Annotated in this window: 17 protein-coding genes; 13 read left to right on the top strand and 4 right to left on the bottom strand. The window is 44.3% G+C overall.

Annotated elements, in window-relative coordinates; all coding sequences use genetic code 11:
- The first annotated feature begins 101 nt into the window (after positions 1-101).
- From PMAL9190_RS17965 to PMAL9190_RS17905, 13 genes are all read left to right on the top strand, one after another.
- A complete protein-coding gene (locus tag PMAL9190_RS17965) occupies positions 102-491 on the top strand; it encodes a F0F1 ATP synthase subunit I (RefSeq protein ID WP_060999279.1) in 390 nt (129 codons plus the stop codon).
- Between the two features lie 8 nt (positions 492-499).
- Entirely contained in the window at positions 500-1,303 is an 804-nt protein-coding gene (gene atpB / locus PMAL9190_RS17960) for a F0F1 ATP synthase subunit A (protein ID WP_087846521.1), read from the top strand.
- 66 nt (positions 1,304-1,369) lie between these two features.
- Positions 1,370-1,627, top strand: a complete 258-nt coding sequence (gene atpE / locus PMAL9190_RS17955) for a F0F1 ATP synthase subunit C (RefSeq protein WP_012551447.1) — start codon at positions 1,370-1,372, stop codon at positions 1,625-1,627.
- Positions 1,628-1,709: 82 nt separating this feature from the next.
- Positions 1,710-2,180 (top strand): F0F1 ATP synthase subunit B, encoded by a 471-nt coding sequence (gene atpF / locus PMAL9190_RS17950; RefSeq protein WP_060999284.1) that lies wholly within the window; start codon positions 1,710-1,712, stop codon positions 2,178-2,180.
- Positions 2,181-2,196: 16 nt separating this feature from the next.
- Positions 2,197-2,730 carry a F0F1 ATP synthase subunit delta gene (atpH, locus tag PMAL9190_RS17945; RefSeq protein WP_087846519.1) on the top strand — a complete coding sequence of 178 codons (534 nt, stop codon included), beginning with the start codon at positions 2,197-2,199 and terminating at the stop codon, positions 2,728-2,730.
- 15 nt (positions 2,731-2,745) lie between these two features.
- On the top strand, positions 2,746-4,287 hold the full coding sequence (gene atpA / locus PMAL9190_RS17940; RefSeq protein WP_065167721.1) for a F0F1 ATP synthase subunit alpha: 1,542 nt from the start codon (positions 2,746-2,748) through the stop codon (positions 4,285-4,287).
- Positions 4,288-4,332: 45 nt separating this feature from the next.
- The gene (gene atpG, locus PMAL9190_RS17935) at positions 4,333-5,199 is read left to right on the top strand and encodes a F0F1 ATP synthase subunit gamma (RefSeq protein WP_087846517.1); all 867 of its coding nucleotides are present in this window, start codon (positions 4,333-4,335) and stop codon (positions 5,197-5,199) included.
- A gap of 32 nt (positions 5,200-5,231) precedes the next feature.
- A complete protein-coding gene (gene atpD / locus PMAL9190_RS17930; RefSeq protein WP_087846515.1) occupies positions 5,232-6,638 on the top strand; it encodes a F0F1 ATP synthase subunit beta in 1,407 nt (468 codons plus the stop codon).
- 17 nt (positions 6,639-6,655) lie between these two features.
- A complete protein-coding gene (locus PMAL9190_RS17925) occupies positions 6,656-7,078 on the top strand; it encodes a F0F1 ATP synthase subunit epsilon (protein ID WP_060999292.1) in 423 nt (140 codons plus the stop codon).
- Positions 7,079-7,344: 266 nt separating this feature from the next.
- Complete coding sequence (gene glmU / locus PMAL9190_RS17920) at positions 7,345-8,703, top strand: bifunctional UDP-N-acetylglucosamine diphosphorylase/glucosamine-1-phosphate N-acetyltransferase GlmU (RefSeq protein ID WP_087846513.1); 1,359 nt, start codon at positions 7,345-7,347, stop codon at positions 8,701-8,703.
- Positions 8,704-8,938: 235 nt separating this feature from the next.
- Positions 8,939-9,712, top strand: coding sequence for a DeoR family transcriptional regulator (locus PMAL9190_RS17915; protein WP_087846512.1), 774 nt, complete (start codon positions 8,939-8,941; stop codon positions 9,710-9,712).
- A 36-nt stretch (positions 9,713-9,748) separates the two neighbouring features.
- Complete coding sequence (gene glmS / locus PMAL9190_RS17910; protein ID WP_087846510.1) at positions 9,749-11,584, top strand: glutamine--fructose-6-phosphate transaminase (isomerizing); 1,836 nt, start codon at positions 9,749-9,751, stop codon at positions 11,582-11,584.
- A gap of 291 nt (positions 11,585-11,875) precedes the next feature.
- Complete coding sequence (locus PMAL9190_RS17905; protein WP_065167716.1) at positions 11,876-12,250, top strand: helix-turn-helix transcriptional regulator; 375 nt, start codon at positions 11,876-11,878, stop codon at positions 12,248-12,250.
- A 56-nt stretch (positions 12,251-12,306) separates the two neighbouring features.
- Here PMAL9190_RS17905 and ilvA read toward each other — a convergent pair whose 3' ends face one another.
- The 4 genes from ilvA to ilvM form a co-directional block, all read right to left on the bottom strand.
- On the bottom strand, positions 12,307-13,860 hold the full coding sequence (gene ilvA, locus PMAL9190_RS17900; protein WP_087846508.1) for a threonine ammonia-lyase, biosynthetic: 1,554 nt from the start codon (positions 13,858-13,860) through the stop codon (positions 12,307-12,309).
- A 4-nt stretch (positions 13,861-13,864) separates the two neighbouring features.
- Positions 13,865-15,706, bottom strand: a complete 1,842-nt coding sequence (gene ilvD, locus PMAL9190_RS17895) for a dihydroxy-acid dehydratase (RefSeq protein ID WP_087846506.1) — start codon at positions 15,704-15,706, stop codon at positions 13,865-13,867.
- A gap of 70 nt (positions 15,707-15,776) precedes the next feature.
- Positions 15,777-16,712 (bottom strand): branched-chain amino acid transaminase, encoded by a 936-nt coding sequence (locus tag PMAL9190_RS17890; protein ID WP_200813443.1) that lies wholly within the window; start codon positions 16,710-16,712, stop codon positions 15,777-15,779.
- Between the two features lie 11 nt (positions 16,713-16,723).
- On the bottom strand, positions 16,724-16,978 hold the full coding sequence (gene ilvM / locus PMAL9190_RS17885; RefSeq protein ID WP_087846502.1) for an acetolactate synthase 2 small subunit: 255 nt from the start codon (positions 16,976-16,978) through the stop codon (positions 16,724-16,726).

The following is a 16,978-nucleotide window of genomic DNA, read 5'->3' as shown; positions in this document are numbered from 1 at the left end:
TTTTTTGCTGCAATAAGATTGCATTCAATCTATTCAGTCGTATAATTTTCGCTGTATTTCCCGAACTTATGTGTCGAGGAATGGACTCGAGGAACGAATACATGGTATCGGCGCTAGTGAAACCGGGACGCCAATTGGCAAAACGGTTGCTGTTACTACAATCTGGCGTCGTAGTAGCTACGGCATTAACGGCAGTCTTCGCTGTCAATGTTGACTGGGGAATATCTGCACTTATCGGTGGCGGCATTTTTGTAATCGCCAATACTGTATTTGCTATGTGTGCGTTTATGTTTAGTGGTGCCAGGAAGGCACGATTAGTCATGGCGTCATTTTATGGCGGAGAAGTGCTTAAAATCCTCATAACAGTCATCCTTTTTGCCGCAGCTTACCTGTATAAAGGGGTGGAACTTGTTCCCCTCCAACTAACCTATTTGCTGGTCCTTGGTATTAATATTTTTGGACCGGTTTTATTCATTAACAACAACAAATAGGATCAGTTATGGCTGCGCCAGGTGAAGCGCTAACGCCGTCAAGCTACATCACTCACCACCTTACTAACTTATCGACTGATAAGCTTGGTTTGGCGAGTGAAGGAAGTTTTTGGACGGTAAATATCGACAGCCTTGTTTTTTCTGTCCTGACCGGATTATTCTTTTTATGGGTATTCCGTAAGGTAGCAAAACAGGCGTCATCAGGAGTACCAAGTAAGTTACAATGTTTTGTTGAAATGGTCGTTGAATTCGTTGATACCAACGTTAAAGATACTTTCCATGGCCGCAATCCACTTGTTGCTCCGTTAGCACTAACCATTTTCTGTTGGATTTTACTGATGAACATCATGGACCTTGTGCCAATAGATTTTCTTCCGTATGCCGCACAAAGTGTTGGGATTCCTTATTTAAAAGTGGTTCCAAGTGCTGACGTTAACATCACTATGGCAATGGCGTTAGGTGTATTCGCATTGATGATTTACTACAGCATCAAAGTGAAAGGTCTACTCGGCTTTGCAAAAGAACTGGCTCTTCACCCGTTCAATCACCCAATTATGATTCCGTTTAACTTACTGCTTGAAGTGGTATCGCTAGTAGCGAAGCCAATTTCATTAGGTATGCGTTTATTCGGTAACATGTTTGCTGGTGAAGTGGTGTTTATTCTTATCGCGGCGTTGATGCCGTGGTGGGCTCAATGGCTAGGCTCGGTACCGTGGGCTATTTTCCACATCCTGGTCATTACAATTCAAGCATTCGTATTCATGATGTTAACAATCGTGTACCTGTCTCAGGCACATGAAGACAATCATTAACGATTATTTGTAACTTTTATATTTTTTATTGGCACTTTAGCCGACAACTATAAACTGGAGATAGTGATGGAAACTTTACTAAGCTTTTCTGCAATTGCCGTGGGCATCATTGTAGGTCTTGCTTCCCTTGGTACAGCGATCGGCTTCGCAATTCTTGGTGGTAAATTCCTTGAAGGCGCTGCACGTCAACCTGAAATGGCGCCAATGCTACAAGTTAAGATGTTCATCATCGCAGGTCTACTGGATGCGGTTCCAATGATCGGTATCGTAATCGCGTTGCTATTCACATTCGCAAACCCATTTGTTGGCCAACTAGCAGGCTAATAAACCGCTGTGATCAGCCTTTATCAAGAAGGCTGACTCTAGAGTAAATGGACCCTAGCAACCCTTTTTAAGGAGATGCGTTGTGAATATGAATGCAACTTTGCTGGGTCAGGCTATCGCTTTCTTCTTCTTTGTGGTGTTCTGCATGAAATATGTATGGCCACCAATTATGGAAGCGATTGAAGAACGTCAGAAAAAAATTGCTGACGGCTTGGCAGCTGCAGATCGCGCTGCCAAAGACCTGGACCTTGCACAAGCTAATGCTTCTGATCAATTGAAAGAAGCGAAACGCGCCGCGAGTGAGCTGATTGAACAGGCAAATAAGCGTAAAGCTCAAATTGTCGATGACGCTAAAATTGAAGCCCAAGCTGAACGTGAGAAAATTCTTGCGCAAGGCATGGCTGAAATTGAAGCTGAACGAAATCGTGCTCGTGATGAGTTAAGAAAACAAGTTGCAACTCTAGCTGTGATTGGTGCTGAGAAGATCATTGGGCGTTCCATCGATATGGAAGCACAAACTGATATTCTTAACAAAGTCACTGCAGAACTGTAATTAAAGGGGCAAGCACATGTCGGATATGACTACTATCGCACGCCCCTACGCTAAAGCAGCATTTGACTTTGCGGTCGAGAAGAATGCACTGGCACAGTGGGCAGAAATGCTCGCTTTTACCAGTGCAGTGGCAACTGATGACACTATGCAAGATATTCTTGATAGTGGCTATGCCGCTGACAAGCTCGCTGAAATATTTGTTTCAGTGTGCGGTGAGCAACTCGACGAATTCGGCCATAACTTTATTAAAGTCATGGCCGTTAATGGACGCCTCAATGCGCTACCCGATGTCTGTGGTGAATTCATGCTGATGAAACATGAGCATGAAAAAACCATCGAAGCTATGGTGATCTCTGCCATTGCTCTTGATGAAAACCAGTTAGATGCGATCAGCGCCAAACTTGAGCAGCGTTTAGCACGTAAAGTGATGTTGACCTGCAGTGTAGACGAGACCCTGATTGCTGGGGTTGTAATTAGAGCTGGAGACCTTGTTATCGATAACTCTGTACGGGGAAAATTGAACCGTCTGAGCGATACTTTGCTGTCTTGATTTGGGGAATTGTGCATGCAACTTAATTCCACGGAAATTAGCGCACTGATCAAACAACGTATTGAAAATTTCAACGTTGTAAGTGAAGCGCGTAACGAAGGTACTATCGTTTCTGTAAGCGATGGTATTATTCGAATCCATGGCCTTGCTGACGTAATGCAAGGTGAAATGATTGAACTACCAGGCGGACTATTCGCTTTAGCACTTAACCTTGAGCGTGACTCGGTTGGTGCAGTTGTAATGGGCCCTTATGCTTCGCTACAGGAAGGCATGAAGGTAACCGGTACTGGTCGTATTCTTGAAGTACCTGTAGGTCCTGCGCTGCTTGGTCGTGTTGTAAACACCCTGGGTCAGCCTATCGATGGTAAAGGTTCAATTGAAACAGAGACATTCTCTCCTGTTGAAGTAATTGCACCAGGCGTAATCGATCGTAAATCTGTTGATCAGCCAGTACAAACTGGTTACAAAGCAGTTGATGCGATGATTCCTATCGGTCGTGGTCAGCGTGAGCTGATTATCGGTGACCGTCAAACGGGTAAAACCGCGATGGCTATCGATGCCATCATCAACCAGAAGAATTCTGGTATCTACTCTGTGTATGTGGCTATTGGCCAGAAAGCTTCAACGATTGCGAACGTGGTTCGTAAACTTGAAGAGCACGGCGCATTGGAAAACACCATTGTTGTGGTTGCATCTGCTTCTGAAGCTGCTGCACTACAATACCTTGCACCCTACTCTGGTTGTGCGATGGGTGAATACTTCCGTGACCGTGGCGAAGATGCACTGATCGTATACGATGACTTGTCTAAACAAGCCGTTGCTTATCGTCAAATCTCACTATTGCTAAAACGCCCACCGGGTCGTGAAGCATTCCCTGGTGATGTTTTCTACCTTCACTCTCGTCTTCTTGAGCGTGCATCACGTGTTAGTGAGCACTACGTTGAGAAATTCACGAATGGTGAAGTGACGGGTAAAACCGGTTCTTTAACCGCGCTACCTATCATTGAAACTCAAGCAGGTGACGTATCGGCATTCGTACCGACTAACGTTATTTCTATCACCGATGGTCAAATCTTCCTGCAAACAGAACTGTTCAACGCTGGTATTCGTCCTGCTGTTGATCCAGGTATTTCTGTATCGCGTGTAGGTGGTGCAGCCCAAACTAAAGTTATCAAGAAGCTTTCTGGTGGTATTCGTACTGCCCTAGCACAGTACCGTGAACTAGCAGCGTTTGCTCAGTTCTCGTCAGACCTTGATGATGCAACTAAAAAGCAGCTTGATCACGGTCAGAAAGTGACTGAGTTGATGAAGCAAAAGCAATACTCGCCAATGTCTGTATTTGAGCAAGCGATTGTTATTTTTGCTGCCGAAAAAGGTTTCTTAGGCGATATTGAACTTGCCAAGTTAGCTGATTTCGAAGCTGCGTTGCTTTCATTTGCCAAAGGTCAATTTGCTGAGTTAGTAGCTCAAATTGATGAAACGGGTGCTTACAACGATGATATCGAAGCGCAGTTCTCGAAACTGCTGCAAGATTTCAAAGCGACCCAAACTTGGTAATTGGTTGGTGATCGCTTAGCGATCACCTTCTAACGGAGAGTGACGATGGCCAGCGCAAAAGAGATTCGTAACAAGATCGGTAGTGTTCAAAATACACAGAAGATCACCAAAGCGATGGAAATGGTGGCAGCTTCTAAAATGCGTAAAACGCAAGAAGCTATGGAGTCATCACGTCCATACGCACAAACTATGCGCAAAGTGATCGGTCACATCGCCCTTGGTAGCCTTGAGTATAAGCATCCTTATCTTGAAGAGCGTGAAGCCAAGCGCGTTGGTTACATCATTGTTTCTACTGACCGTGGTCTATGTGGTGGCTTAAACATTAATTTGTTTAAAAAAGCGATCACCGATATTCAAACATGGTCTGAAAAAGGTGCAGACGTTGATCTTGCGTTAATTGGCGCAAAAGCAACGGCATTTTTTAATAACTACGGCGGTAACGTAACGGCTCAAGTATCAGGCCTTGGTGATTCACCAACGGTTGATGAGCTGATCGGTACTGTTGGCGTAATGCTAAAGAAATATGATGAAGGTCAATTAGATCGTTTGTACCTAGTATACAACCAGTTTGTAAATACTATGGTTCAAGAACCAGTGATTGATCAATTGTTGCCTTTGCCTAAGTCAGAAGACGAAGAGATGCAGCGCAACCATTCTTGGGATTATATTTATGAGCCCGAGCCACAACCGTTACTTGATGCTTTATTGGTTCGTTATGTCGAATCACAAGTGTATCAAGGCGTGGTTGAGAACCTTGCCAGTGAGCAAGCGGCACGAATGGTGGCAATGAAAGCTGCAACCGATAATGCAGGTGATCTCATTGATGACTTGCAACTTGTGTACAACAAAGCTCGTCAGGCGGCGATCACACAAGAATTATCAGAAATCGTTTCTGGTGCATCTGCTGTTTAAGGCAAAGAATTAATAAGTTTAGAGGATTAACGATGGCTACAGGTAAGATCGTCCAGATCATTGGTGCAGTAGTCGACGTAGAGTTTCCACAGGACTCTGTACCCAAAGTATATGATGCCCTACATGTTGATGCGAAAGAGAACGGTACATTAGTACTGGAAGTTCAGCAGCAACTTGGTGGCGGTATTGTGCGTGGTATCGCAATGGGTACTTCTGATGGTTTACGTCGTGGTTTGTCTGTTGAAAATACAGGCCGCCCTATTGAAGTACCAGTGGGTACAGCGACGCTAGGACGTATCATGAACGTTCTAGGTCAACCCATTGATGAGTGTGGTGAAATCGGTGAACAAGAGCGTTACGCTATTCACCGTCCAGCGCCAAGCTACGAAGAACAATCAAATGCAACCGAACTGTTAGAAACAGGCGTTAAGGTTATCGACCTTATTTGTCCGTTTGCTAAGGGTGGTAAAATCGGTCTATTTGGTGGTGCGGGTGTAGGTAAGACCGTTAACATGATGGAACTTATCAACAACATCGCCCTAAAACACTCAGGTCTATCGGTATTTGCCGGTGTCGGTGAGCGTACGCGTGAAGGTAACGATTTCTACTTTGAAATGCAGGAAGCTGGGGTTGTTAACCTTGAGAAGCCTGAAGAATCTAAAGTAGCAATGGTTTACGGTCAGATGAACGAGCCACCAGGTAACCGTCTACGCGTTGCTTTGACTGGTTTGACAATGGCTGAGCGTTTCCGTGATGAAGGTCGTGACGTACTGTTATTTATCGATAACATCTACCGTTACACCCTGGCTGGTACTGAAGTATCGGCATTGCTAGGTCGTATGCCATCTGCGGTAGGTTACCAACCAACGCTTGCAGAAGAAATGGGTGTACTGCAGGAACGTATCACGTCAACTAAATCTGGCTCTATCACGTCAGTGCAGGCGGTATACGTACCTGCCGATGACTTAACGGATCCATCACCAGCAACAACCTTTGCTCACTTAGATGCAACCGTTGTACTTTCGCGTCAAATCGCATCGCTAGGTCTATACCCTGCGATCGACCCACTGGATTCAACATCACGTATGCTTGATCCATTGGTAGTAGGCCAAGACCATTACGACGTTGCTCGTGGTGTTCAAAGCTTGCTACAGCGTTATAAAGAGCTGAAAGATATCATCGCAATTCTAGGTATGGATGAGCTGTCTGAGGAAGATAAGCAAGCTGTATCTCGTGCGCGTAAGATTGAACGTTTCCTAACACAGCCTTACCACGTAGCAGAAGTATTTACCGGTTCTCCTGGTATTTACGTATCACTTAAAGATACGTTACGTAGCTTTAAAGGTATTTTAGCTGGTGAATACGACGATATCCCTGAGCAGGCATTTATGTACTGTGGTGCGATTGAAGACGTATTAGAAAACGCCAAAAAACTGTAAGCTAATTAGGAGGCAATATGGCAGCGATAACCTTTCATCTGGATGTAGTCAGTGCTGAGAAACGTTTGTTTTCTGGTCGTGCTGAAAGTATTCAGGTTACAGGTAGCGAAGGTGAACTTGGTATTCATGCCGGTCACACGCCGTTGTTGAGTGCGATTACTCCCGGTATGGTACGCATTATCAAGCAAGGTGGCGAAGAAGATGTTATTTATCTTTCTGGCGGCATGCTTGAGGTGCAACCTGGTATCGTAACCGTACTTGCTGACACCGCTATTCGTGGTATTGATTTAGATACTGCGAAAGCTGAAGAAGCAAAGCGCCAAGCTGAAGAGAGAATTCATAATCAGCATGGCGATATCGATTTTGCCCAAGCAGCCAGTGATCTAGCAAAAGCAATTGCTCAGTTACGCGTTATTGAATTGACCAAACGTTCACGTTAATCATATTTAATAACAGCATTATAAAAAGCGGCCTTAGGGTCGCTTTTTTTATGGCTGAATAGTATTTAATATCTTATTGATAACCTTAATAGATGATAGTGCGACAAATGGTCTATTTCTGTTCATGTATAAGTTAATATTATATGTTGGCGGTTTTTGGGTTGGTTATTTTTTAGTTAAAATGTGCAGTTCATCTTAAACCTATGTGCATCTACAGGTACAATAGGAATATACAAACTATATATGCATTCAGAGGAATACTCGTCATGAGCTTTAGTGCTGTGATTCTTGCCGCGGGAAAAGGCACCCGTATGTACTCTAACTTACCCAAGGTGCTTCATACCCTTGCAGGTAAGCCGATGGTTAAACATGTTATTGATACCTGTAACGATATCGGTTCAAACAGTATCAATCTTGTTTATGGCCATGGTGGCGATACCATGCAGCAAGTATTAGCCAAAGAAAATGTTAATTGGGTACTACAGGCTGAACAATTAGGTACAGGGCATGCAGTTAATCAAGCGGTGCCAAATCTTGCTGATGATGAGAAAGCATTGATTCTATACGGCGATGTGCCGTTAATTAGTGCGCAAACGTTAGAGAATCTACTTGATGCTCAGCCAAGTGGCGGTATTGCATTATTGACTGTCGTGCTTGATAACCCGATGGGCTACGGCCGTATTGTGCGTCGTAATGGCCCAGTGGTAGCGATTGTTGAAGAAAAAGATGCCACAGAAGAACAAAAACTGATTAAAGAAATCAATACCGGCGTTATGGTGGCTAATGGTGGCGATCTTAAGCGTTGGTTAGCATCGCTTAAGAACGATAACGCCCAAGGCGAATATTACCTGACTGATATCATTGAAATTGCTCATAACGAAGGTCGTGCGGTTGAAGCGGTACATCCTGCACTAGCAATTGAAGTTGAAGGGGTCAATAACCGTGTGCAGTTAGCGCGTTTAGAGCGAGCATTCCAAGCGATGCAGGCTGAGCGTTTACTTGAGCAAGGTGTAATGTTACGTGATCCAGCTCGATTTGATTTACGCGGTTCACTGCAATGCGGTACTGACGTTGAAATCGATGTGAACGTTATTATTGAAGGTAGCGTAAGTATCGGTGATAACGTGACTATTGGTGCCGGTTGTGTGCTGAAAAATTGTGAGATTGATGATAACAGTGTTATTAGTCCTTACAGTGTGATTGAAGGCGCGACTGTGGGTGAAGCTTGTACTGTGGGCCCATTTGCACGTTTACGCCCTGGTGCTGAGTTAATGACTCAAGCTCATGTCGGTAATTTCGTTGAGATGAAGCAAGCTCGTTTAGGTGTTGGTTCTAAAGCGGGCCATTTAAGCTATCTAGGTGATGCTGAGATTGGTACTAATGTAAATATTGGTGCCGGTACAATCACTTGTAACTACGATGGTGCCAATAAGTTTAAGACTGAAATTGGCGATGATGTGTTTGTAGGCTCAGATACTCAACTTATTGCTCCTGTAAAAGTAGCAAGTGGCGCAACGATTGGTGCAGGTTCAACCATTAACCGCAATGTTGGTGAAGATGAGCTAGTGATCACTCGTACGCCTGCACGTACGATTAAAGGTTGGAAACGCCCAACCAAAAAATAGGCTTATTCTATAACTGAAAAAATGTCAGTTTAAAGAGCGATATATTATTAAGCAGAGCGCAAGCTCTGCTTTTTTTATGGGTGATTTTTGGTCTTTTGCTGCGGCTTTAGTGCCATTTGTGTTATCCCTTGACCGTATTATTTTGTGATGAAAATTATTTCAAGGGTATTGCAGGATCGTTTTTAGTAACGCTATACTAGTTTCAAATCGAAACTTATTGTGTTGTTTATCCTTCATGTCGAAACGTAATACTCAGCAACGTCGCCATGCTATTGCCGTTATGGTCAGTGAGCAAGGCGAGGTTAGCGTTGATGTTTTAGCGCATCATTTTTCTACCTCAGAAGTTACTATTCGTAAGGATTTAGCTGCTTTAGAGATCACTGGCTCATTACTGCGCCGTTATGGTGGTGCGATTGCGATGCCGAGTGAAATTGTCACTCTTGAACACACCGAGCAAGTTTCAGTGTGTAAGTTAGCCATAGCACAAGCCGCCGCAGAGCAAATTCGCGATCACCATCGCATTATTATTGATAGTGGCAGTACGACTGCCGCATTGATCTCATTATTGGGTGATAAGCAAGGTTTGATTGTGATGACCAACGCACTCCACGTCGCCAATGCTCTCAATGCACTGGAAAATGAACCGACGCTATTAATGACTGGTGGTACTTGGGATCCCCATTCTGAATCTTTTCAAGGCCAGGTCGCAGAATCAGTATTACGCTCGTATGATTTTGATCAGTTGTTTATTGGTGCTGATGGTATTGATGTTGATCGTGGTACCACTACGTTTAATGAATTGATGGGATTAAGTCGAGTGATGGCTGAAGTTTCGCGTGAAGTTGTGGTGATGGTTGAATCAAATAAGGTTGGACGCAAAATTCCTAATCTTGAGTTAGCTTGGCAAGGGATCAGTACTTTGATCACGGATGAAGGTTTAAGTGATAGCGATAAAGCCAGTATTGAACAACATGGGGTGCGAGTGATTCGTGCCGTCGTTAATGGGTAATCTTGAAATAACCAAAGCTGTGGTAAAGGAATTATTATGTGTGGAATAGTGGGTGCAGTAGCACAACGTGATGTGGCTGAAATTCTGATTGAAGGCTTACGCCGTTTAGAATATCGCGGTTATGACTCTGCGGGTATTGCAGTGGTAGCTGCTGATAATACTTTGCAGCGTGTGCGTCAATTAGGCAAGGTACAAGCGTTGGCTGATGCGGTTGAGAGTATCGATTTATGCGGTGGTACTGGCATTGCGCATACTCGCTGGGCCACCCATGGTGAGCCATCAGAAGCTAACGCCCATCCACATATTTCTGGTCAACATATTGCCATTGTTCACAATGGTATTATTGAAAATCATCAGGTTTTACGTGAGTTATTGCGTGAGCGTGGTTATGTCTTTAGCTCGCAAACTGATACTGAAGTGATTGCCCATTTAGTTGATTGGGAGTTGCGTACGGCGGATTGTTTATTAACGGCAGTACAGAATAGCGTTACTCAACTTGAAGGTGCTTACGGTACTGTAGTAATGGACAGTCGCGATCCTGAACGAGTAGTGGTAGCGCGCTCTGGCAGCCCATTAGTGATTGGACTGGGGGTTGGTGAAAACTTTATCGCCTCTGATCAACTGGCATTATTAAATGTCACTCGCCGTTTCATGTTCTTAGAAGAAGGTGATGTTGCTGAAGTGACACGACGTAAAATATCCGTATTTGATAGTCAAGGTCAGGCAGTTGAGCGTAAAGTGAGCGAATCAACAGTAGAGCATGATGCAGCAGATAAAGGCCAATATCGCCATTATATGCAAAAAGAGATCTTTGAGCAGCCAAGTGCATTGATCAACACCATGGAAGGTCGAATTAGCGATGATCATGTGATCATCGAAAGTATCGGTAGTGATGCGGCAACGATCCTTGATAAAGTTGAACATATTCAGATCATTGCTTGTGGTACTTCTTATAATGCTGGCATGGTGGCACGGTATTGGTTTGAATCCATCGCCGGAATAAGCTGTGATGTCGAGATAGCCTCTGAGTTCCGTTATCGTAAATTTGTTACCCGTCCAAATAGCTTACTGATCACCCTTTCTCAATCAGGTGAAACGGCAGATACACTGGCAGCATTGCGCCTTGCTAAACAAAAAGGCTATATGGCAGCAATGACCATTTGTAATGTTGCGGGGTCATCGTTAGTGCGTGAGTCTGATTTAGCCTTTATGACTCGTGCGGGGGCTGAAATTGGAGTGGCATCAACGAAGGCGTTTACCACTCAGCTGGTGGCACTATTGATGCTAGTAACAGCCATTGGTAAGCAACAAGCCACGTTAGATCGCGTGCAAGAACAGCACATTGTGGCAGCATTGCAGCAGCTACCAAGTTACATCGAACAAGCGCTAGCATTTGATAAGCCGATTGAGGCATTAGCAGAAGATTTTGCAGATAAACAGCATGCGTTATTTTTAGGTCGTGGTGAGTTTTATCCAATTGCGGTTGAAGCATCATTGAAATTGAAAGAAATCTCTTACATTCATGCTGAAGCTTATGCGGCTGGTGAGCTTAAACATGGTCCATTAGCGTTAGTGGATGCTGAAATGCCAGTGATTGTGGTGGCACCGACCAATGATTTGCTTGAGAAACTAAAATCAAATATTGAAGAAGTACGCGCGCGTGGCGGATTGTTGTATGTTTTCGCTGATAATGAAGCTGATTTTGATGATAGTGATGGCATGAAGATTATTACCATGCCCAAAGTTGATGAGATTATTGCACCGATTTTTTACACCATTCCAATGCAGTTATTAGCGTATCATGTTGCTTTAATTAAAGGCACAGATGTTGATCAGCCGCGTAATTTGGCTAAAGCGGTAACGGTTGAATAACCGCTAAATTGGTTGATTGTTAGTTATAAAAAAAGGTGCCATTTGAGGCACCTTTTTTGGTTGTCAGTATTAAATCTTTGAGCCTAGTTATGTTGGCAGGTATCACTAATTTTTTGCGAAATAAAAATAGCAGTATCAAAACTGACGAACTGCAATTCAAAATACAAACACTGGCGGTTATTCAAGAGTAATTGTCTGATTTAATCGTAACTTGGGGCTAAAAAACTTGGCGCATCATCTGCAAGGGATTGTTGTAGTACTTATGCTTACAACGGTTTTTTGGAGTAAATAATGACAGATCGTAAACAACAGATGGCACTACGGATCAAAGAGGCGCGTGAATGGAAAGGCTTAACTCAAGTTTATATGGCCCAACAGTTGAAAGTTGCACGTCAAACTTATTTAGATTTAGAGACCGGTAAAACTGAGCCAAAAGTACGATTATTGGTTGAGATTTCAGAGCTAACCGAACGTCCGTTAACCTGGTTTATCTATGGTGATTTAGGGCTTGATATTATCGAAAGTGAATATAAAGAAGAGATCGATAAATTAGTTCAGTGCTTTGGCTGTCTTCCTCACTCTGCTCGCCAGATCATTTTACAACAGAGTATTCAATTAGCGCAGTATATGGCGGAATATACTCGAACCCTGACTCATCGGCAGTGATTTAAATAAAAAAGCAGCGTTGGTTGCGCTGCTTAATAGAGCAAAACCACTTGAGCTTATTGAGCGAGAAAGAACCTATATGCTGCGCTGTCAGTTTCATCATGCCAATGATAACCCAGTTTACGCAGATGGTTGGTAAACGACAGCAAATCATGCTCAGCTAATTCAAATCCACATAAGACTCGGCCATAATCAGCCCCATGGTTTCGGTAATTAAATAAGCTAATATTCCATTGACCGCCTAAGGTAGATAAAAACTTAGTCAGTGCGCCTGGGTATTCTGGAAATTCAAAGCTATATAACCGTTCTTGCAATGGTTTTGATGGTCGTCCACCAATCATATAGCGCACATGTACTTTGGCCATTTCATCATCCGACAAGTCCATTACCGGATAACCGCCTTTACGTAGATCAGCAATAATATGTTCAAGCTCTTGTTGGCCTTGAAGTAACCGTACCCCGACAAACACATTGGCGAGTTTGTCATCATTATAGCGGTAGTTAAATTCGGTCACAGCACGGCCACCAATCAGGTGACAAAAGTCTAAAAATGCTCCCGGCCGCTCAGGAATCGTCACCGCTAATAGCCCTTCGCGTTTCTCGCCTAATTCACAGCGTTCAGACACATAACGCAGCCCATGAAAGTTAAGGTTAGCCCCCGATAAAATTGCCGCTAAATGACATTGCTGTAATTGCTGCTGCTCAGCATATTTTTTTAAACCTGCCAATGATAATGCCCCTGACGGTTCAGCAATTGCGCGAGTATCTTCAAAGATATCTTTCACCGCCGCGCAAATTTCATCGCTACTGACAGTGATCACATCATCAAGATATTGCTCACATAAACGAAAGGTCTCACTGCCAATACGTTTCACCGCGACGCCATCGGCAAACATACCCACTTGATCAAGTGTTACGGGGTGTCCAGCATCAAAAGCCGCCTTTAAACAGGCCGAGTCTTCGGCTTCGACACCGATAACCTTTATCTCTGGTAGCAGTTGTTTGAGTAATACCGAGACGCCCGCGGCTAAACCGCCGCCACCAACAGGAACGAACACATATTCAAGGTGGCCATTTTGTTGCACCAGTTCAATACCAATTGTGCCTTGTCCGGCAATGATGGCTGGATGATCAAATGGAGGTATAAAAGTATAACCATGTTGTTGTGCCAGCATTTCAGCATGAATTTTGGCCTCATCAAAGTTATTACCGTGCAAAACCACATTAGCGCCAAATCCGCGTACTGCATCAACCTTAATATCGGGTGTGGTACGCGGCATGACGATGGTGGCGCTCACCTCTAATTTTTGGCTTGATAACGCTAATCCTTGGGCATGATTACCTGCAGATGCAGCAATGACACCAGCTTGGCGTTGATGCGCTGTCAGTTGAGTCATCATGTTGTAGGCGCCGCGCAATTTAAACGAATGTACAGGCTGACGATCTTCTCGCTTTAATTGCACCTGATTGCCGATGCGATCACTGAGGCGAGTTAAATTTTGTAGAGGGGTAACTTGCGCGACCTCATATACAGGGGCGCGTAAAATATTGCGCAGATAGTCTGCACCGCTAAGTAAATATTGATCGCTAACAGGGTTTACTTCGGCCATCAGATTATCCTTCTAACTTGGATTTATCACGTACAGCACCTTTATCGGCACTGGTCGCAAGTAGCGCATAGGCTTTGAGTGCTAATGACACTTGACGCACGCGATCGACAGGTTTCCAGCCGTGTAACTCAAGCTCTGCACGACGAGTGGTGAGCGTGGCATCATCAACCAATAACTTGATACTGCGATTAGGAATATCAATCGCGATCATATCGCCATTATTGATTAAGCCAATAGTACCGCCACTAGCCGCTTCTGGTGATACATGACCAATTGATAATCCTGAAGTGCCGCCTGAGAAGCGACCATCAGTGATCAGGGCGCACTCTTTACCTAGCCCCATCGATTTTAAATAGGTCGTTGGATAGAGCATTTCTTGCATACCCGGCCCGCCTTTTGGTCCTTCATAACGAATAACAACCACATCACCAGCGTTGACTTTTCCACCAAGAATACCTTCGACAGCAGTATCTTGGCTTTCAAATACGACCGCTGGGCCGGTAAAGGTTAAGCAGCTTTCATCAACGCCTGCGGTTTTAACGATGCAGCCATCAAGCGCCATGTTGCCAGATAGCACAGCTAATCCGCCTTCATCACTAAACGCAAATTCTCGACTACGAATACAGCCATGTTGACGATCATCATCAAGGGTGTCCCAACGGCAATGTTGTGAAAAAGCTTTAGTGGTGCGAATACCTGCCGGACCGGCACGGAAGAAATCTTTTACGGCTTGAGATTGGGTTTGCATAATGTCGTAATGGCGCAGGCTTTCGGCAAAGGTTTCACCCAAAATATTATGGCATTGGTTGTGGAATAAACCGGCGCGATCAAGTTCACCTAAAATAGCGTAAACGCCACCTGCGCGGTGAACATCTTCCATATGATATTTAGGCGTGGAAGGCGCGACTTTACATAACTGTGGTACGCGACGTGACATTTCATCAATGTCTGCCATGGTGAAATCAACCCCACCTTCTTGTGCCGCAGCTAATAAGTGCAAGACGGTATTACTAGAGCCGCCCATCGCAATATCCAGTGCCATTGCATTTTCAAAGGCGAGTTTATTGGCAATATTACGCGGTAATGCGGTGTCATCATCTTGTTCATAGTAGCGTTTAGTTAAAGCAACAATACGTTTTCCGGCATTAATAAATAGCTGCTCGCGATCGGCGTGTGTTGCCAGCATTGAACCATTACCCGGTTGGCTTAATCCTAGCGCTTCGGTTAAACAGTTCATTGAATTGGCTGTAAACATGCCTGAGCAGGATCCGCAAGTTGGACATGCTGAACGTTCAATCTGCTCACTTTGCTGATCAGAAACAGTAGGATCCGCACCTTGGATCATCGCATCCACTAAATCAAGTTTGATCACTTGCTCTGAAAGCTTAGTTTTGCCAGCTTCCATTGGTCCGCCAGAGACGAAAATAACTGGAATGTTTAATCGCAATGACGCCATTAACATTCCTGGGGTGATTTTGTCACAGTTGGAAATACACACCATCGCATCGGCACAATGGGCATTGACCATGTATTCAACAGAATCAGCAATTAATTCGCGTGATGGTAATGAATACAGCATGCCGCCGTGACCCATGGCAATACCATCATCAACCGCAATTGTATTAAATTCTTTGGCGATACCGCCCGCTTGTTCAATTTGTTCGGCAACTAATTGGCCGAGATCTTTTAGGTGAACGTGACCGGGAACAAATTGAGTAAATGAGTTTACAACGGCGATAATCGGTTTACCGAAATCTTGATCTTTAACCCCTGTTGCGCGCCATAGAGCACGTGCGCCTGCCATATTGCGGCCGTGGGTGGTGGTTGCTGAGCGGTACTTAGGCATAAATAAAATCCTTTTTGGTTCAGCCATTATGGTGATGGCTGAAGCTATTTATTAACTTGAGCTGTGTCGCTTATTTAGCTGGGTATACGTAGTCTAGCCAACCCCATTTGTCGTCGGTTTCACCGTTAAATAGCCCAAAGTAATCGCGTTGTAATTGTTGAGTAATCGGCCCGCGTTTACCGCAACCTACAGTAATTTGATCCACACTACGTACAGGCACAATTTCAGCGGCAGTGCCAGTCATGAATATTTCATCGGCAAGGTATAGCGCTTCACGAGCAATATTTTCTTCACGAACCTCATAGCCACGATCTTTGGCTAGAGTCATAATGGTGTCACGGGTGATGCCTGGCAAAATAGCGCTGGTTGTTGGTGGCGTTGACAGGATGCCATTACGAACGATAAAAATATTTTCACCCGCACCTTCTGAAAGATAGCCATCAACACTTAACGCAATCCCTTCAGCGTAACCATGACGACGCGCTTCGCTACCAACTAATAGTGATGATAAGTAATTTCCCCCCGCTTTAGCTGCGGTTGGAATAGTATTGGGTGCGGCGCGATTCCAACTTGAAATCATCGCATCAACCCCATTTTCTAGTGCTTCTTCACCAAGGTATGAGCCCCACGGGAACGCGGCAACAATCAGATCCATGACGGTATCAACCGGAGGGCAAACACCTAAGCCAACGTTACCTACATAACCTAATGGGCGAATATAGGCTGAATCAAGTTTGTTGACGCGAATAGTTTCACGGCAGATTTCCATCAGTTCATCGCAGCTATAGGGAATGGGAAAACGATAAATTTTGGCAGAATTAAGTAATCGTTGCATATGCTCTGGGTGACGAAAAACCGCCGGTCCCTTGGGAGTGTTGTAACAACGAATACCTTCAAAAACAGAGGTGCCGTAGTGCATTGCATGGGTAAGAACGTGAACATTGGCTTGTGCCCAAGGTACGATATTACCGTTAAACCAAATATAATCAGCTGTGTTTGCCATGATGAGTTCCCTTCTTAAATAGTATCCATATTGTCGATTTGTGAGGTGGCAACCGTGGTTACATCCCAGAGTTTTTCTATTTGATTGATCAGAATGCTAATCGGACGATCACTATCAACAATGATAGCGATCGTGGCGATATTGCTATGGTGATTTTGAGTTGCATCCACTTTCTTGATCACAAATCCACGGTGGCGAATAACGCGTAAAATACGCTCAAGTAACACCGGCTTATCGTTAGCTTTTATGTCGAGTAAATATCTTTCCAT

Source organism: Photobacterium malacitanum, from assembly GCF_900185615.1.
GTDB lineage: Bacteria > Pseudomonadota > Gammaproteobacteria > Enterobacterales > Vibrionaceae > Photobacterium > Photobacterium malacitanum.
The sequence above is the reverse complement of the archived record's forward strand: the minus strand, read 5'-3'. Positions and strand labels throughout refer to the sequence as shown.